The organism is Arcticibacterium sp. GJ41-1 (assembly GCF_055808875.1).
Genome location: NZ_CM147888.1, coordinates 3,851,605 through 3,872,382 on the forward strand (window position 1 = coordinate 3,851,605; position 20,778 = coordinate 3,872,382).

General features: G+C 38.0%; 6 protein-coding genes. 5 read left to right on the plus strand and 1 reads right to left on the minus strand.

Annotation, left to right across the window (positions count from 1 at the left end; genetic code table 11):
• Positions 1 to 33 precede the first annotated feature (33 nt).
• Positions 34 to 2,814 (minus strand): DUF5689 domain-containing protein, encoded by a 2,781-nt coding sequence (locus AC0L6O_RS16010; protein WP_473303750.1) that lies wholly within the window; start codon positions 2,812 to 2,814, stop codon positions 34 to 36.
• A 203-nt stretch (positions 2,815 to 3,017) separates the two neighbouring features.
• Between AC0L6O_RS16010 and AC0L6O_RS16015 the strand changes: the two genes are divergently transcribed.
• The 5 genes from AC0L6O_RS16015 to AC0L6O_RS16035 all read left to right on the plus strand — a co-directional run bounded on the left by AC0L6O_RS16015 (position 3,018) and on the right by AC0L6O_RS16035 (position 20,718).
• Positions 3,018 to 5,741, plus strand: a complete 2,724-nt coding sequence (locus tag AC0L6O_RS16015; protein WP_473303752.1) for a hybrid sensor histidine kinase/response regulator transcription factor — start codon at positions 3,018 to 3,020, stop codon at positions 5,739 to 5,741.
• A gap of 431 nt (positions 5,742 to 6,172) precedes the next feature.
• On the plus strand, positions 6,173 to 6,529 hold the full coding sequence (locus tag AC0L6O_RS16020) for a LytR/AlgR family response regulator transcription factor (RefSeq protein ID WP_473303754.1): 357 nt from the start codon (positions 6,173 to 6,175) through the stop codon (positions 6,527 to 6,529).
• Between the two features lie 13 nt (positions 6,530 to 6,542).
• Positions 6,543 to 10,040: a BspA family leucine-rich repeat surface protein gene (locus AC0L6O_RS16025; protein ID WP_473303755.1), complete on the plus strand. Its 3,498-nt coding sequence runs from the start codon at positions 6,543 to 6,545 to the stop codon at positions 10,038 to 10,040.
• A gap of 527 nt (positions 10,041 to 10,567) precedes the next feature.
• Positions 10,568 to 10,924, plus strand: a complete 357-nt coding sequence (locus AC0L6O_RS16030; protein ID WP_473303757.1) for a LytR/AlgR family response regulator transcription factor — start codon at positions 10,568 to 10,570, stop codon at positions 10,922 to 10,924.
• Between the two features lie 56 nt (positions 10,925 to 10,980).
• On the plus strand, positions 10,981 to 20,718 hold the full coding sequence (locus AC0L6O_RS16035) for a beta strand repeat-containing protein (protein ID WP_473303758.1): 9,738 nt from the start codon (positions 10,981 to 10,983) through the stop codon (positions 20,716 to 20,718).
• The last annotated feature ends 60 nt before the right edge of the window (positions 20,719 to 20,778 follow it).

The window sequence follows — 20,778 nt, forward strand, 5'->3', positions numbered from 1 at the left end:
TTCTTCGACGACAGCGAACATGAACAAAAGGCCTTAGTTCTTTACAATTTTGTACGTTTTGTACCCGTCCTCTGTCAATAGTTTTATGATATAAACCCCGCTTGATTGCTTCGCCAAAACCTTTGATAGTCTTTTCTCCACTCGGTTTAAATCATCTTCAAAACTATCTATTAGCTCTCCTTTTAAATTAAAAAGCTCAAGTTTCAAATCCTCGTCAGAGCTATTCTCAAATCCTATTTTTAGGTTCCCTCCAGTAGGGTTTGGATAAATCAAAACAGAATCTAACTCTGAATATGCTTTAGCCGTAACTACCGGTTTAAGCATAAATCTGCTCAATAAAGGTAGGTGGTCAGATGTATTATCAGGATAACCATCAATATCTACAAAGGACAATTGCAGCTGGGTTCCGCCTTCTATAACACTATCAAAAAGCTCGTCAGATACCATTACATGGTCAATCACATTATCATAACCTAAATATGACTTTGCCTTATTGTCGCTCAGTTCCTTGCTTAAAACTTTGTAATTATCACTATCTGAAACAAAACCACTATACGTAGACTTTGTAAATCCAGTCACCACTGTTTCATCCACATCGTCGTTATAGTCTCCTACCATAATAATGGAAGCTAGCGAAAAGTGTAAATCTAAAGAATCTTTCAAAACCTCTAAATCACGCATTCTCATATTATAAACCAGCTCTCTTTCGTCAGGATTATTTCTGTTGGCTCTAGCATGAACACCAATCACATGTAACCTTCTGCTTACACCATCAATCTGCACATCACAAACAAAAAGAGCGGGTAACCTACCACTCGCCCAAAACCTGTCAAAACTCTCTGGATAATCTGCTATAACTGGGGTTTCGGATAATAATGGCTTCAGCTCTACCATTTTTACGGTATTGGTTTTATAAACAAAACACACTCGCTGAGCAAACTCGGGGTCTCCACTACCAGAAACAGCTGGCGAGCAAACGCCATCATAACTTTCCAAAGAACTTACTAAATCATCAAAAGCGTTTAAGCTTGTAATTTCTTCCAAGATAAACACGTCAGCATCTATCTCTGTCATAGTTTGTACTGCATTCGTCATTTGAAGAGCCTCGTCACGCGGACCGTTTCCTTCACTCCCAAACCATTCCAAATTCCATGCAGCTACATCAAAAGTGTATTCTTTAGAGATATTTGGACCACTTTCTGGAATCTCTCCTAAGTTTTCAATGTCCGATTCTAATCTTGGATAAATTTGATATTGGTCTCGATACTGACCCACCACACCTGTAATATCAAACTCACCTTGTGGTTTTAAGTGTCCATCTATTTTGGTACTTGACCAAATTCTGGCAGGACTCACCCTATTCCCTTGGCTTAAACTTTCATTTACATTAGGAAGAAAAACGAAGTTTGGGTCGTTTAATGTTACATTTTCAAGCTTCACTAAACTCCCTGCATGTTCTTCTAAATTTGCCAATGTTACCACTTTAGGCTCTTTATTTTGTTTAGCTAGTACTCGTGCATTTTTAAGCGTATTAGCCTGTAAAACCAATTCTTGATTCAGCTCCGATAGTATTCCATAAAACTGGACTTTGTCACCTATTTCAAAACCATAATCTCCCTGAATTCTAATGCCATTGGTTTCGTCTTCTATATAATTAAAACCTGAAAACTCATTTGCCGATGCAGTAATTACTCCTGTAACTAATAGCGAATCGCCTTGTTGTATTTTCTTAACATCTTTTACAGCCATGCTGCAATCTTCTCTAAGACCAAAAATGGCATACCTCGCTGTAATATGGTCTATAACCTCCGCTCCATAATTATCAATACTGATAGTTAATTCACCTTTATCATCTGCCACTTCTGTTGCCAACATTTTGATATAAAAAGGCTCATAGTAAGCATTATCAGTTGACCTAAAAGTAAGCTGGTCTGACCAGTTTATTCCGTCCACCGAAAACTCCATAATATTGACCGAAGGCGACCATATACTCAATTCTGTTTCTGGCCAATAAGCATTAAAGGTTACTGGAAAGATAGGTTCTGACACACATTTTGAGCGGTAAGCGTAAAGATTCTCTGGCAACGTCAGCTCTACAGAAAGCTCTCTTTTTAAAGAAACTGCGTCTTTCCAATTATCCGCAATTCTAAGCTCATCTACTATTAAAGTAGCGGCTTTGCTACCACTACCTTGACGAAACGCTATGCTCCCAATATTGTTACTATCAAACTCCCCCTCTTTTGCCGAAACCAAGCTTTTAGGCTCAAAACTAGCCTGGTTTTCTAAAACGAAAAGCTCTACCGTATCATCGGTATTTGAGCTATTATAAAAAGTATATTTAAGAACTAATTGGTACGTTTTATTAAACTGAAAAACCTTGTTTGCATAATTAGCTGAGCTAGAAGATTTGCTCACGCCAAAAGCAATTCCATTATCCGCTTTTTTGACAAATACTCTTCCTCTAAAATTGGTACCTAAATCTTCTGGGCCTAAGTGTAAAAAATACTCTCCGTCAGAAGACGCCTCCGCTACATTCACTAAAAAAGAAGCATAAACAGTTCCTGAATTTTGAGCTTTAAAACCTTGATGGATGTCTTGACCACCAACAGAAAGTGCCACACCACCGTCCATTGGGGCATTTCCAAAAACTAGACCTTCTGAAGTCAGAACAGGATTAGTGGTGCCTCCACTATGCACTTCCCACGAAAGTGTACTTAATGGCGTACCTTCTGGATAAGCAAAAGACTCAGAGAATAATTGAGCTTTTCCGAGAAAAGCGGAAAACAAAAAGAGGATAGAAAATAGATACTTCAAGCGTTACAATTTAGGCTTCAAAGGTCGGGAATAAATTTATTGATGGGTATCAAGACCCGTATTAATTATAGAATATGGTAACTGGACATCCGCTCACAATTGACCAAACGAATAAAATCAGCCTATAAAACCCAATATTGCCTATACTTTTGGTCTGATTTATGTAATTCAGACTTATATTCACGTTCGGCATTTGTTTTTTAATGGCAAAAAAGAAAATCATCAATGAATTAAACCATGAGCTAAGTCTTCTTAAAAAGACCTTAGCCCTAGAAAAATCTATTGAAAAAATTCGCTCTTTAGCTTTAGCTCTAAAGCAGAGTTCCGACTTTGAAAAAATCATCCTTGCTATCTTTCATGACTTACAAAAACTAGGTTTAAACATTACTGGAGCTCATTTTTACACATTTGATGAGTCAAATTCTAAAGATTTATTTTTTTGGGATGTAAAACAAAATGACATTTCCCCATCAGTTCAGGAAGTTCATTTACCTTATCAAGATGACATTTGGTTTAACACCATTCATGCCCAGCTATTAAACAAAGAAACTACTTGGCAAGCTTCTTATAGTTTGAAGGATAAAGAGACTCACCTTATAAAGCACTTAAAAAAAGCTGCACACAAAGAAGAGATTTTTGAGAGTTTATCACTCTTCATGCGTTTTTCTTCCAAAACAGGGCTTATGGTTTTTAAAAACTCTAAGGAGGCATTTAAAACCGATATCATTCAACGTTTTGCCCAAGTTTTTGAAGAGGCATACCTCCGCTTTCTCGAATTAAAAAACGCGGAACTACTTATCAAAAACGCAGAGATAGAAGCCTCCTTAGAAAATGTAAGGGTCAAAGGAATGGCCATGAAAGATACCACCGAGCTGCAAGACTTGGTAAACGAGGTGTCTCTTCATTTAAAACGACATCAAATAGACATTAACGGCGGCGTTTTTATATGCATTAATCAGGAAGTGGATAAAAATGTTCCTCTATGGGGTTCTGGTGGGGCGGCGGAATACGTCCAAAAAGCCGTAGTACCCTATATTGACAATCCCATATTTTTAAACCTCCGCAATGCCATTGTTAAAAGAACTGCCTTTATAGATGAGGTCATTAGCAATAAAGACAAAATAGATTTTTTCAAACATCTGTTTGAGCATCACCCGTGGAATAAAACCCCTATAGAGGCACAAAAGAGGATGTTAGCCTTGCCCGGCCCTTATGCAAGAGTGGCTACTATTTCTAAAAACACAAGCATTTTTATGCTTAATAATGTGGGCAAACCTTTTTCCGATTTTGATAAACAAACTTTAATTCGCTCCGGAAAAGTTTTTGAACAGTTATACACCCGTTTTCTAGATTTACAAAAAGCAGAAGAGCAAACCAGTAAACTTAAAGAGCTGGAGGCTGTAAAAACACGTTTTTACACCAATATCACACATGAGTTCCGTACGCCATTGACCGTTATTTCAGGTATGGCAAATCAAATTACCACTAACCCGAAAAGGTGGCTAAGTGAAGGTATGGAGATGATAAATCGTAATTCGGATAGCTTATTGGCATTGGTAAATCAAATGCTAGATTTAAGCAAACTGGAAAGCGGTAATATGTCTTTTCATAATCAGCAGTCTGACATACTCCCCTACTTAAAATATTTAACAGAAAGCCTACACTCACTGGCTGAAGTCAAAAAAGTACATTTAGCTTTCAGAGCTTCTGAAGAGCAGATAATCATGGATTTTGACCAAGAAAAAATCCAACAGATAATGCTTAATTTACTTACAAATGCTATCAAATTCACGCCCTCAGGCGGGGCTGTGCATGTAGATATTAAAGTAAATCATAAAACTAAAGCAAAACAGAAAGCCTTCCTTCATATTAGTGTCAAAGACTCTGGTATTGGTATATCAAAAGAGCATATACCCCACATTTTTAATCGTTTTTATCAGGTAGACGACACCAGTACCCGACGAATAGGAGGTTCTGGAATTGGGCTGGCTCTGGTAAATGAACTGGTACAACTGATAGATGGTAACATTCATGTAAAAAGTAAACTTAACAAAGGGACCAAAATTAGTCTAGACCTTCCTATTACAAATCAAGCTCCTTTAGAAGACTTGTCAGAAATAGAAGCTATTTCAAAACCAATAAAACAAAGTGCTAGGCCTATGGATAAAACCGACAAAGGTTTGCCACAAATTCTTTTAATAGAAGACAGCCCCGATATGGTAACCTATATCGTTTCTTGCCTAGAAAAAGACTTCGAAATTAGATTAGCTAAAAATGGCCAAGAAGGGGTCAATATGGCTATGAAATTCATTCCTGATTTAATCATTTCGGATGTCATGATGCCTTTTAAAGATGGTTACGAAGTATGTCACGATTTGAAAAATGAAATAAAGACCAGCCACATTCCCATTATTTTACTCACCGCCAAAGCTGACTTAGAGAGCAGACTGGAAGGTTTTGAAAAGGGTGCCGATGCCTATTTGGCAAAACCTTTTCATAGTGAAGAGCTTATCATGCGAATAAGCAAATTGCTGGAATCAAGGAAAAAACTACAAGCTTTTTATCTTTCTCAAATCGGTAATAGTGCCCAGCTGGTTAATGAGCAAAACCCAGAGAACGAATTCATTCTGAAAATACAAGGAATTATAGAAGATAACCTGCTCCATCAAGAATTTAATGTGGAAAGTCTATGCGTTATTATAGGCATATCTCACTCCCAATTACACAGAAAACTAATGGCTTTAGTAGGTATTTCACCCAACAAGTTAATTAATCAAATTAAGCTGCAAAAGGCCAAAAAGTTGCTCGAAAACTCTGCCTTAAACATAAGTCAAATTGCTACGAATTCAGGATTTAACGACCCTGGATATTTCAGTAGAATCTTTAAAAAGGAATTTGGCAAAACACCGCAAAGCTGGCGTTCCTAAAGTTCAAATCAGGTACAACTCTTTACTTCTTCAAAAGGCCATAAGCTAAACCACGCTCCTCCGCAGCTAAGCCAATATTCCTTCAAAAACTCACAAACGCACAGTTTGTCCCATTATTTGGGCAATTTATCCTACTGCTCATTATCTAGGCCCTATAACTTTGTAATCAGAGAAAACCTTAATGCAACAGGTGATGAATAATACTAAAGCATAAACCTTCAGCTTAAGATACTTTACTTTCTCGACTGAAAGCCATGAAGACTTATTAAAACTCGAAAAAAACTAGGTCTTGAAATGCTATAGTTCGCTCGAAAAGAAAAGTAGGGCCTTCGGGTAAAATATTGGGGGCTTCGTCCTAGATCAGTTTCTTAATAAACTGTATAGACCCAAATTTAATGCGTGAGATAAATAAAAACTTGCTAAAAACTGTCATGAAAGCTACTCTCAATTCTTCAAAGATTCATGCTTCTGTAAAAATAGGAAGCCGAATGGAAGTGTTTCCAAACCAGATTTTAATGCTTAAAGCCGACCAAAACTATACCTATGTATTTTTAAAAAATGGCTCTAAGATTCTTAGCTCTACTACTTTGGGCACTATTGAAAAAAGACTTGTAGGAAATACTTTTTTCAGAGTGAACCGGTCTACTGTGGTAAACACTAGGCACATTATAAATACTGGAAGAAAAAACTTAGAAATACAAACCACTGAAACAAGTAAACCTCTGCTCGTAAAAATCTCACGACGCCGAGCCAAGCCTTTTTTGGCCTTTACTGACCTGAATAATTAAAACCCCTTTTATAATGAAACAACTACTCATTACAGTTTTTCTTTTATGCTCTTTTGGCAGCTTGCATGCAGTCGATAAAAATGGAAATGGTGATTTAAATGATCTTAAAATCGAACATCCCAAGCCCTATACCGCTGATACAAAGGCATTTCTTGTAAATCATGAATCGACTGTATCAGATTTAAATACAAATTCTATTGACCGTACCAACGATAATTCAGGTAAAAAACCTGATAACATTTCAAATGGAGTTGCCTTCCTTCCTTTTATCACCACTTGGAACACAGCAGCTTTAAGTTCAGGTTCTTCAAATAGTACCTCCATCACTATCCCAACAGAAGGAACTGGATACAATTACGATGTGGACTGGAACAATGATGGCACTTATGATGAATTTGGAGTAACGGGTTCTGTCACGCACGACTATGGTACAGCCGGTACTTACAGCGTAGCTATCAGAGGAACATTCCCAAGAATCTATTTTAGTAACAGTGGTGATAAGCTTAAACTGGTCTCAATTGACCAATGGGGCGATATTGTCTGGTCAAGTATGGGACGTGCTTTCTTTGGTTGTCAAAATATGGTGCTAAATGCAACTGATGTCCCAAACACGGCCGCAGTTACCGATATGAGTTTTATGTTTGGTTTGTGTCAATCTTTTAACCAAGCCTTACCCGATGGATTTAACACTTCGGCGGTAACAAATATGTGGGGAATGTTTTCCTTCTGTACCGCGTATAACCAAGCTTTACCTAACAGTTTTAATACCAATAATGTTACTAGCATGGAGAGTATGTTTGAGTATTGCACTTCCTATAACCAAGCATTACCTAACAGTTTTAACACCACGAACGTAACCAATATGCGTTCCATGTTTTCCAATTGTAGTTCTTTTAACCAAATATTACCAATGAGTTTTAATACGGGCAATGTTACTGTCATGGAAGGTATGTTTGTTAATTGTACCTCTTTTAACAAAGCGTTACCAGAAAGTTTTAATACTGAGAAAGTAAGGTATATGAATGGCATGTTCTATGGCTCCAGTGCTTATAACCAAGCCTTGCCTCAGAACTTTAATACAGGTGAAGTAATAGAAATGCGTGACATATTTACCGGATGCAGTGCTTTTAACCAATATGTTGGCAACCTTAACTTAAGTAATGTTACTAACATGGTTAATATTTTTCTAAATTCAGGTATTTCACAAAGTACTTATGATGCAATCTTAAAAGCGTGGGATAATGCGGGTTATACCAATAAAAACTTGGGAGATGCATCACCGTTGAGCTATTGTGCAGGGCAAATTGCCAGAAATAATTTGATAACTAACAAAGGCTGGACCATAACAGGAGATGTCCCTGCCGCATGCCGCGAAATTAACGTTAAGGGAAACAATGTAAGCATTGTCAATGCAGCCGCTACATCATCAACCTTAGACTCAACAGATTTTGGAGCCATAACCATGGGCCAAAGCAACACTAACACTTTCTGGATTATAAATGAGGGTACTGTAGCTTTAACTTTAGGAGCCAGCCCGGTAAGTCAAATAGGGACAAACCAAGCTGACTTTACATTAACACAACCAAGTCCTACCACCATTGCAGCAGGGGATTCTGTCTCGTTTCAAATCACTTTTGACCCCATTGCAGAAGGCCTAAGAACAGATATTGTGAGCATAGCCAACGATGATGTGGATGAAAATCCTTTTACGTTTGCAATTACGGGTACTGGTACAACTTGTAGCATAACAGCCACTCCAACAGACTTGCTCACCTGGACAGGGGCTAAAAACAATGTATGGAATGAAGCTTGTAACTGGACACCCATAGGGGTTCCATCTGCCACAAATGACGTTGTAATTCCAAGTGGCACGTCAAACGAACCTACACTCTCCGTTAATAATGCTTCTGCCAGCACAGTAGAGGTACAATCTGGAGCCACCTTTACCATTGCTACAGGTGGAAAACTAGAGCTTAATGGGGAGAGAGCCATTTTGAGTGCCTTAAGTTCAACTTTCTATAATAAAGGTACGGTAGATAATAAGGGGAAAATAATTATGGGTAATATAAATGCTATTGGTCCTATAGGTGTGTCAAATCATTCAACTTTTAATAACATTTCTGGCGGAGAGGTTCTCGTAGACAATACTACTTTAATTGGTATATTCAACTCAAGAGGAAACTTTAACAATGAAGCCAAAATTACTATTGGAGCAAATTCTCATTCAGGTATCTTCGGATTAACTAATGACGAATCAACCTTTAACAATAACCCGGGAGGAGAAATAACTATTGATAGAACAGAGTATGGAATTAGCAATGTAGAAGGAGGAATAATTAGTAATAATGCCAAAATAACAATAGGTGCAAATTCCCAGATTCAAACAGGTGGTATCGATAATCGATACGCTAGTTATTTTAATAATAATGCTAGTGGTTTAATAACAATTGACAGGACGGGTCAAAAAGGAATATGGAACGCCCTTGGCTCTACTTTTACAAATTACGGCAAGATAACCATAGGGGAAAATGCCTCTGAGGGTGTAAATGGAGTTCATAATAGCTCCAACTTTATAAATTCTCAATGTGCAGAGCTTAAACTAATACGGGGTGACTTTTTGAATAGTGCAACATATTCTACTTCAAACGCTGGCTATATTCTTGTATCGGATTCTTTGAAAAACGAGGGCACTTTTACAAATGATGGCATTCTTAAATATGGTGTACAAACCAATAATCCCATCGTAAATACTGCAAATTCTTCCGTCATTGTAAAAGATACACTTTCTTCCATCTTTGCCTATGGAGGCACTTTTAATGGTACCGTGAATGGCATTTTCAAAGATGAAGCAGCTACTAATTTAGCAGGTACATTTACAGCCCCAAACGGTTTTACCCCATCAAGCACTTTGCCTTTGGGTGTTCAAACACTCTACGCTAAAATCAGCCCTGATGGATGGTGCAGTCATATAGTACCATTTCTGTATGATTTCGAATGTACAATCCCCAGTATTACGCTTCAACCTATAAGCCAAATTATGTGTCCAGACAACCCTGTTACTCTGGAGGTGCTAGCCAATGGGAACGAATTGAATTATCAATGGCAGGTAGCCAATGGTACCGGATTTACCAACCTGATAGACGGTAGTATTCACCAAGGTGTTACCACTCCTTCCTTAAATTTAACTTACCCTACAGCGGACATGAATACTTACCAATATCGTTGTGTAGTTTCTGGAAGTGGTACATGTAATTTACTTGCAGATACCTCCGCTATTGCCAATGTATCGATAGGCGTAGTAGCCCTAGGTCAAACCGTCACCTACACCGCTCCCATCAGTAATGATGATGGTGTAACACAAGCGGTAATTTCCGTTTTAGGTACCAATTCTATCTTACCCTCTGGTAAAGCAGAGTTCAGGGCGGGGAACGATGTTATTTTAAACCCTGGTTTTAATGCACAGGCAGGTGCAGTTTTTACAGCAAAAATTATGAGCCCTTGCCCAAATTAAAATGTAAGCACTGAGGGTGAGCTATAAATACGTGCTGAAATAGTGTATTTAAAGTTACGTAATGCATAAAGTCGGAGTTCTTAAAAACCTATTGCGTCCGCCGTAATTAGCTCCTTCCGTAAGACATAAAACAAACTGTTTTTGCTTCCGCTCCTAAGGTCTATTTCTTCAAAATAGACAGCCGCACAGTTTGTCCCATTATTTGGGCAATTTGTCCTACTGCTCACTACCAGAGCCTTATAACTTTGTAATTAGGAAAAAATGGTCTTAAAGCTTAAAAAAACTGATTGTATAAGATTATGCCAGATAGTTACTTTTTTTCGTCAAAAGGATGTTTAACTACAACATTTATAGCCATGAAAAGAAAGATATATTAAGAAAGCAGCAGCCTTGGCTGTTTTCCTTCGGACAAAAAAACAGGGCCTTCGGACAAAAAAGCAGGGGCTTCGTCCTAGATCGGTTTTTTACTAAACCAAATAGGTTCAAATTTAACGCGTGAGCTAAATAAGAAATACTTAAAAAATGTCATGAAAACTACCCCTAACTTCTCTAAGCTTCATATCCCTGTTAAAATAGGATGCCGAATGGAGGTGCTTCCAAACCAGATTTTAATGCTTAAAGCCGACCAAAACTACACCTATGTCTTTTTAAAAAATGGCTCTAAAATACTTAGCTCCACCACTTTGGGCACTATTGAAAAAAGACTTGTAGGAAATACCTTTTTCAGGGTGAACCGGTCAACGGTGGTAAACACCCAGCACATTATAAATACTGGAAGAAAAAACTTAGAAATACAAACCACTGAAACGAGTAAACCTCTTCTCGTAAAAATCTCACGACGCCGAGCCAAGCCTTTTTTGGCCTTTACTGACCTAAATAATTAAAACCCCTGCAGAAGATGAAGCAGACAACTGCTTGAGTCTTTTTAAAACCAATAAATATGAAAAGATACTTACAAATCATCATCACCTGCTTATGCTTCACTTCGGTAAGTTTAGCACAAGATATTTATGTAAATGTAAATGCTACGGGTGGTGCCAATAATGGTTCCTCTTGGACAGATGCCTACATAGATTTACAAGATGCTGTAGACGCAGCTACTGCAAACCAAGAAATTTGGGTAGCTGCAGGCACTTACTTACCTACAGCTTCACCTGATGAAATTTCTACCAACCCTCGCGATAAAAGCTTTCATATAGGCACAGATATGAAAATATACGGCGGATTTAATGGTACGGAGACTGCACTCTCTCAAAGAGACTGGAAAGCAAACGTCACTATATTAAGTGGTGATTTTAATGGTGATGATGTGGCAACGGGTGCTGGTAACACCTTGTCTATTTCTAATAATGAAGAGAATGCTATTCACGTACTCATTACTGCAGATTTAACTTCCGCCAGCATAATTGATGGGTTTACCATAACAAACGGCAACGCCTTCGATCAATTAGCTTTTAACAATATTGATTTTCAGTCTAAAGTTTTTTTTAGAAATGCCGGTGGAGGAATGTATAATTATAATTCTTCGCCAATGCTCAACAACATCACATTTGTAAATAATGAGGTAGAGCATTTTGGTGGCGGTATGTTTAATGAAAACTCATCGCCAAAAATTAGCAATACTACTTTTACAAAAAATAACTCACGTTTCAATGCTGGTGGTGGGATGTCTAATAACAACTCCTCGCCAACTATTACTAAAACCACATTTGTAAATAACAATGCTGGTGATAGTGGTGGAGGTATGTATAATTCTGGTTCTTCGCCAGAAATAAACAATGCCACTTTTGCAAATAACAATTCCCTTAATGAAGGTGGAGGAATGTATAATTCTAATTCTTCCCCAAAGATTTCTAATACTACTTTTTTAAATAATAGTGCCTATAGTGGTGGTGGTGGGATTGCAAACGTAGCTTCTTCACCAATTATTACAAATTCAATTTTTTGGAATAACACTCAAAATGGCAATAATGCGATCTCAGGAGCGGATATCAGAAGTGTTACTGCATATATTCCCACCGTAAGCTACTCCCTTACCCAAGAAAACAGTGATTTTAGTACAGGAACGGGCATCATCAATAATCAAGACCCACTTTTTGTAGATGCCGCAAATGGGGATTTTAGGCTAAAAGCTTGCTCGCCAGCTATAAATATGGGTACCACGGTAAGTCATACTACCGATATATTGGGTAATCCACATTTTGGAACTGTGGACATGGGAGCCTATGAGTATCAAGGAAATCCTTTTAGTGGCACTGCTATCTATGTAAAAAAAGATGCCGCGGGTAGTAATGATGGCTCATCATGGGCAAATGCATATACTGACCTTCAAGATGCCATAGACAACCAATGCAATGGATTAGACATTTGGGTGGCCGCAGGCACCTATTATCCAAGCTCCTCACCTGATGAAATATCTACTGACCCTCGGGATAAAAGCTTTCATATAGCCACAGATATGAAAATATACGGTGGGTTTAATGGTACGGAGACTACAATATCCCAAAGAGATTGGAAAACAAATGTCACAATTTTAAATGGTGATTTAGAGAACACTACTGACTCTTCCTTCCATGTACTTATCACCGCAAACTTAACAAATGCCAGTTTAATTGATGGCTTTATAATAAAAAATGGTAATGCCATTACTGATAAAGAAAGTATGGCGTATTTGTCTTTACTTTTTGCTCGCAAAACCGGAGGTGGGATGTACAACATCTCCTCTTCCCCCACCATTTGCAATACAACTTTTATTAATAATAATGCACAAAATGGTGGCGGTATTACCAATCAAAGTACAGCTTCGCCTATTATAAAAAATACAACTTTTGAGAAAAATAATGCGACATATAAAGGAGGGGGAATATTTAGCGTTAATTCTTTACCAAGTATAACTAATGCCACTTTTATAAGAAATTCTGCCCTTACTGGAGGAGCAATAAATAATAATGGTTCATCACCAAAAATCGTAAATACTACTTTTACTGAAAACGTGGCATCTCAAGAAGGTGGTGCATTGTATAATTATTACAGCTCTTCTCCTACGATTACAAATTCAATTTTTTGGAAGAATACTAAAAATAATAATAACGCTACTCCTGGTGCTGATATTTACAATCAAACCAGTACAGATTCACCCGTATTCAGCTATTCCCTTACCCAAGAAAACAGTTTATACAGTAACGGAACAGGTATCATAAATAACCAAGACCCACTTTTTATAGATGCTGCTAATGGTGATTTTAGATTAATGGCCTGTTCGCCAGCTATTAATGTGGGCACGACGGTAAGTCATACTACCGACATATTGGGTAATAATCATTTTGGAATAGTGGATATGGGAGCCTATGAGTATCAAGGAAACCCTTTTAGTGGCACTGCCATCTATGTAAAAAAAGATGCCGCTGGTGCCAATGATGGCTCATCGTGGGCAAATGCCTATACAGATTTACAAGATGCCATAGACAACCAATGCAATGGGTTAGATATTTGGGTTGCCGCGGGCACTTACTTGCCTACAGCTTCACCTGATGACATATCTACCGACCCTCGTGATAAAAGTTTTCACATAGGCACAGATATGAAAATATACGGTGGATTTGATGGTACAGAGACTGCACTCTCTCAAAGAGATTGGGAATCAAACGTCACTATATTAAGTGGTGATTTTGATGGTAATGATGTGGTAACAGGAGCCGGTAGCAGCTTATCTTTTACTAATAATGAAGAGAATGCTATCCATGTACTCATTACTGCAGATTTAACCACCTCAAGCATAATTGATGGATTTACCATTACGAAGGGGAATGCTAATGTATCTCCTGGAGCTATTACTTATCAGTCTAAGAGTTTTTTCGGTAGCTTAGGAGGTGGATTATATAATTTTACTTCTTCACCATTCATCACCAATACCACATTTGTCAATAATAATACAGATTTTCACGGTGGTGCAATGTCAAATTATGGTTCATCGCCATCAATTACTAATTCTGTTTTTGCCAATAATAACGCTGATAGAAATGGAGGAGGAATTTATAACGAGTTTTCTTCGCCAGCAATTACCAACACCACCTTTGTAAATAATAATGCAGCTTTAAAAGGTGGCGGAATTTATAACATACAATTTTCACCAACAATCGCAAATGCTATTTTTTGGGAGAATACTCAATTGGGTGGCAATGCCGTCGCAGGAGCGGATATATCAGACAATGGAAGTGCCACGAACGCAACCTACTCCCTTACCCAAGAAAACAGTGATTTTAGTACAGGAACGGGCATCATTAATAATGAAGACCCACTTTTTGTAGATGCCGCCAATGGTGACTTTAGGCTGCAGGCTTGTTCGCCAGTAATAGATAAAGGAACCGCAGATACCACAGGACTTAACTTAGGCTTGATAGATTTGGCAGGAAACCCAAGAGTTTTAGATGGCAGAATAGACATAGGAGCCTATGAAGGTGCTAGTGCAGGACTAGCCACCGCCACAGACTTACTCACATGGACAGGAGCAGTAGACACCGTATGGAACAATGCTTGTAATTGGTCTCCCGCAGGTATTCCTACTGCTACTAATGATGTGGTGATTCCTGGAGGTCTGCCTAACCAGCCCACGCTATCTATTAATAATGCCGTAGCCAGCACAGTAGAAGTAAAAAACGGAGCCACATTCACCATAGCCTTCGGAGGAAAATTAGAACTCAATGGGTCTAAAGCTATGAATAGCAGAATATCCTCTTTATCTAATACGGGTACGGTAAATAATAATGGCGACTTGCTTATTGGTAATTTAGCTACTGTAGGCCAGTTTGGCTTACATAATATTTCTATTTTCAACAACAATGCTGGAGGAACAATAAGCATTGACAGTACTACTCTTGAGGCTTTGTACAATACTGATGGAGAGTTTACTAACTCCTCCAATATTACAATTGGTGGTACCTCATCTATTGGTCAATACGGATTACACAATTTTTCTACCTTTATCAATACCGCCGATGGAAAAATCACTATTGATAATTCTTACAATACTGGTTTCTATAACGAATCCGGAATTATCACCAATTCCGCTGAAATAATTTTGGGAGCTAATGCTTCTGTTGGAGATGATGGACTTCAAAACCGAGGAACTTTTAACAATATTAACAATGGCAAAATAAGCATTGATAGTTGTAGCAGTCGTGGTTTAGCAAATATTGGGGGTTTTGTAAACAGTGCCGAAATTGTTTTAGGAGTTAAATCTACGTCTGGTGCTTCAGGTATAGTTAATTATAATTCCTTTATAAATAATGCAGAAGGAGTAATCAAAATTGATAAAACGACAAGAAAAGGCATTGAAAATGGAATAAACCCTACAACCACTTCCGATTTTCTAAATTCAGGAAAAATAAGCATTGGAAAAAACAATTTAATAGGCCATTATGGAATACAAAACATTTCAAATTTTAATAATAAACTAGGAGGGCTAATAGAAATAGAAAATAGTTCTATCGCTGGTTTATACAATCTTCTTGGTTCATTTACCAATGCCGATAGCATTATAATAGGTAGAAACACATTGGTAGGGGCAACTGGAATATTAAACGACCGGGCTATTTTCACCAATGAAATAGAAGGAATAATCAATATTGATAATTCAACTTCTACAGCTTTGCATAACTTTACTGCTGCTACTTTTAATAATTCCGCTAAAATTACTTTAGGAGCCAACGCCTCAGTCGGTAACTATGGACTGATAAATGAATCAACATTTAACAATAATACGGGAGCAGAAGTCAATATTGATAATACCGCTGCCGCTGGTCTAAATAATCAAGAAAACACTTTCACAAATAATGCTAAAATTACTATTGGAGCCAATTCATTCGTTGGTGCTTATGGTCTAGAAAATAATGCAATATTTAACAACAATACCGGAGGAGATATTAAAATTGATAAATCAGGGACAAGGGGTTTGTCTAACGAAAATGGCGTATTTACAAATGCTGCTAAAATCACGATAGGTGCTAATGGACCGGTGGGTCAGTATGGATTATATAGTTCCGCTAATTTCAACAATAATACAGGAGGTGAAATTAACATTGATAATGCAACTGACGATGGTTTAACCATCAATAGCGGTGTTTTAACCAATGAAGCTAAGATTACCTTAGGAGGCATAGCCTCACCTGGTTTTAATGGAATTTTTAATAGAGCCACGTTTAATAATAATGCAGGAGGAGATATTAAGATAGATAATTCATCAGGCATTGGCTTTTTTAATGCGTTTGGTACTTTTAATAATCACGCTAAGGTAAGTATCGGGGCAAATGCAAGTATTGGTGAATATGGAATTCGAAGTAATTCTACTTTTAATAACAATTTGGGAGGTGAAATTAATATTGATAATTCTACAGAAGCAGGCCTTTTCCATGATGGTTTAGAAACTTTTCAAAATTATTCTAAAATCACCATTGGAGCTAATGCCTTAGTCGGTAAGTATGGACTGCTAAATGAATCCACTTTCAATAATAATGCTGGTGGAGAAATTAATATTGACAGGACTACTAATACGGGCCTTGTAAACAGATTAGCCTTAAGTGGTATCTTTACTAATGCAGCAAAAATCAATATAGGCACCAATGCTTCGGTGGGTTTAGAAGGTATATCTAATATTGCAATTTTCAACAACATTTCGGGAGGTGAAATTAATATTGACAACTCAGATACTCGTGCCTTTTCAAGCATTTCAGGAACAGTTAATAATTCTGCTAAACTGACCATTGGAGCCAACGCACCGGCGGGTTATATTGGATTGTATACTGAAGGAATTTTCAATAATAATCCTGACGGAGAAATCACCATTGATAGTACATCTTCTATTGGTTTATGGCATGTTACAAACACCTTCACCAATCAAGCTAAAATTACCATAGGATCCATTGCTTCTGTAGGAACTTCAGGCTTACAAAATACTGCAACTTTTAATAACAATGCGGGAGGAGAAATCAACATTGATAATGCAAGCTTAACAGGTCTAAATAACCAAGGCACCTTTACCAATGTCACCAAATTAACTATAGGAGCTATTTCCGCAGTGGGTGATAACGGTATTCTTAACAAAGCTACCTTCAATAATAATACTGATGGGGATATTAGCATTGACCGCTCAAGTAATATTGGGCTTTTAAATCAAGCTGGTTCGTTTACAAATGCCGCTAAGATAACTATTGGGTCAAATGCAAGTGTAGGTACCTTTGGAATATTCAACGATGCAATATTTAACAATATAACGGGCGGAGACATTAACATTGACAACACAGCTACGTTTGATATAATAAATCAAAATGGTGAGTTTACAAATGCTGCTAGCATTACTGTTGGAGAAATTGGAAACGGAGGTCTTTGGAACAAAAGTATATTTAACAACAATGCTTGCGGGAAAATACTCCTAAAACGAGGTAAACTATTGGTCAGTTCGGGTCATACCTACGCCAACACAGGTTTCACCCATGTAATAGAAGAGCTTGAGAACGAAGGAACATTTACCAATAATGGCATCTTAAAATACGGCTCTACCACAGGAAACCCAGTTATAAATACTACAGATTCTTCTGTCATTGTCAATGACACACTTTCTACCATCTTCAGCTATGGTGGTACTTTTAATGGTACGGTCAATGGTATTTTCACAGATGAAGCTGCTACCGTTTCAGCAGGGACTTATCTAATAGATGGAGATGTTGATTTTATAGCAGCCTGTAATTTACCTAACGGTACACAAACCCTTTATGCTAGTATAACATCTTCCTCATGTACCACGCCAGTTATAGTACCTTTCCTTTACAATAATGTAGTAGCCACCCCTACTGACTTACTCACATGGACAGGAGCAGTAGACACCGTTTGGGACAATACCTGTAACTGGTCTCCCACGGGCATTCCTACCGCGACTAATGATGTAGTAATTCCTGGGGGTTTATCAAATCAGCCTACTATAACTATTGATACGGCCAAAGCTGGGAGCATGAAAGTAGAATCTGGAGCCATATTTACCATAGCGGCCAGTGGCAAGTTGGAGCTTTATGGGTCAAAAGCTAATTTTAATATTGAATCATACACTTTCATTAATTCTGGCACAGTAGAAAACAATGGTACATTAACTATCGGAATTGAAAATTTTATCGATGACTATGGTTTGGCGAATTATTTTCACTTTAACAATAATGTAGGAGGAGAAGTCATCATTGATAGAAGTACAGAAGCAGCCATATTAAATGTTGGTACCATAACCAATGATGCTAATATTACCATTGGTTCTAATACTGGAATAGGTGATTATGGCTTTTATAATTTTTCAACTTTTAATAATAGTATTTGTGCCAACCTTAAAATTGAACAGGGTAAATTTAGAAATAACAATGGAACAGCAGTCACTAACTTGGGCTATGTCTATTTGGCTGATACCTTAGAAAATGAAGGCATATTCACTAATGATGGCCTTTTAAAATATGGTGTACAAACTGGAAACCCAGTTATAAATAGTACAGATTCTTCTGTCATTGTCAATGACACACTTTCTACCATCTTTACCTTTGGAGGCACTTATAATGGTACAACAAATGGTATTTTCACAGATGAAGCTGCTACCGTTTCAGCAGGTGCGTTTACTACTCCCAATAGTTTTGTACCCTTAAGTACATTGCCTTTAGGCAGTCAAACACTTTATGCCAAAGTAACGCCTAATGGCGGTGCATGTAGCCATGTAGTACCATTCCTGTTTGATAATTTTAGAGAAATAGACGTAAGAGCAGATTACGTAAGCATAGCCAATGGAGACATGAGTCCATCAGTTTCAGACTTTACAGACTTTGGTATAGCGGCTATATTCGGTGGAGTTGTTTCCCATGCCTTTACGATAGTAAATGAAGGGACTTCTACTTTAACTTTAGGTGCTAATCCTATTATTAAATCTGGACCACATGAAGCCGATTTTACAATTCGTCAGCCAAGTGAAACTACCATTGCTCCAGGCGATAGTGTTCATTTTTATATTATTTTTGACCCCTCGGTTTTAGGAGAGAGAAACGCCACTATAAGTATTGCTAATGACGATGCTGATGAGAGCCCTTACACCTTCGCCATTTTAGGTAATAGTTTTTGCAATACCTCACCTACAGCAAGCATCTCAGATTCGCAAAACCTAAGCTGTGACATCACCTCAGTAACAAGAACAGCATCGGGCGGAACTAGCTACGCATGGTCTAATGGACTAGGAACTAATGCAACTGCGAATATTAATGCTGCAGGAACTTACACCGTAACCGTAACTGCTGCTAATGGATGTACCAATACTGCTACTACAGCAGTAAGTATTGACAATACGCCTCCTACAGCAAGCATCTCAGGAACTGACAGCCTAAACTGTTCACAAAACACAGTTACTAGAACTGCCACTGGCGGAACTACTTATGCTTGGTCAAATGGTTTAGGAGCAAACCCAACAGTCAATATAACAAACACAGGAACATACACCGTAACCGTAACTGCCGCAAACGGCTGCTCCAGTACAGCAACTACCGAGGTTGTTTTTAACAATAATTTGGTAGTATCAGCCTCAAATGACGGTCCTTATGAAGAACAAGAAACCATTAATTTAATAGCAACTGGTGGGCCAAGCTATTCATGGACAGGTCCTGATGGTTTTACCAGTAGTTTAGTAAATCCGAGTATCTCAAATGCATCACCTGCAAAGGCTGGTATTTATACCGTAACCGTGACTAAGGGCTCATGTACCGGCACAGCTACTACCGATGTTATTATAAATTGCAGTACACCTGGTATGTCATATTATTTGGCTTACGTGAATGGTGCTGAGCTGGATATTTTTGCTCCTCTAGTAAGCGAAATGGAAGTGCAAGCCACGAACAGAAGAATGACCGTTCTGGCCATACCTAACTGTGAGTTACCAATCATAGAGAGCACCAGACTGCAGCTTTCAGGTACAGGAAATGTACAGTTTTACAATGATAATGAGGCTCCTTACTCGCTTTATGAAAACAATCAGGCTGTATATGGGGATGTATTTGAGGCAAACTATTACACCTTTATAGCTAGAGGCTATGCTCAAGATAATTCTCAAGGTATAGTAGTAGGGCCTGATGTTATTCGCTTTTCTGTAGTGCCAGGAGATAGAGAAATCACTAGCCCTTCACTTTCTACCAATGTGATATGTGCCGGTGCTAGTTTTACAGTTTCTTCTACGGCATCAGGCGTGTTTAGTTTCAATGTAGGTAATGTTTATCAAGCATTCCTTTCTGACGAAAACGGAAGCTTTGGTAATCAAATACTAATAGGAAGTTCTTCTGACCCAAATAACATTGCCTGTACCATTCCTAATAGCATAACAGGCGGGTCTAATTACAAAGTCATTGTTCGTTCGTCTTCGCCAATAGTATCTTCAGGTGCATCGCTTAGCTTGTCAATAACGGGGTCAAATCTAAGTTTACTCTCACCTACAAACGACATTTTAAGCGGAACGCAAACAGAGCAAGCTATTCAAACCATAAATGCTGAAAACAAGATATCAGGCAGTTCAAATGTGATGTACAAAGCAGGGAATGCTATTTTATTAGCCCCAGGTTTTAGCACTGCATCTGGCAATGTATTTAGTGCCAAAATTGAAGATGTGTGTGCGGAGTAAAGAATTTTATATACTATATCACCATGACATAAAGCATGAGCGTTTGCTCATGCTTTTTTA

Excerpts from the sequence above, each read along its gene's own strand:
- AC0L6O_RS16020 (WP_473303754.1), top strand. The coding sequence starts at position 6,173 with ATGAAAGCTACTCTCAATTCTTCAAAGATTCATGCTTCTGTAAAAATA.
- AC0L6O_RS16015 (WP_473303752.1), top strand. The coding sequence starts at position 3,018 with ATGGCAAAAAAGAAAATCATCAATGAATTAAACCATGAGCTAAGTCTT.
- AC0L6O_RS16025 (WP_473303755.1), top strand. The coding sequence starts at position 6,543 with ATGAAACAACTACTCATTACAGTTTTTCTTTTATGCTCTTTTGGCAGC.
- AC0L6O_RS16030 (WP_473303757.1), top strand. The coding sequence starts at position 10,568 with ATGAAAACTACCCCTAACTTCTCTAAGCTTCATATCCCTGTTAAAATA.
- AC0L6O_RS16035 (WP_473303758.1), top strand. The coding sequence starts at position 10,981 with ATGAAAAGATACTTACAAATCATCATCACCTGCTTATGCTTCACTTCG.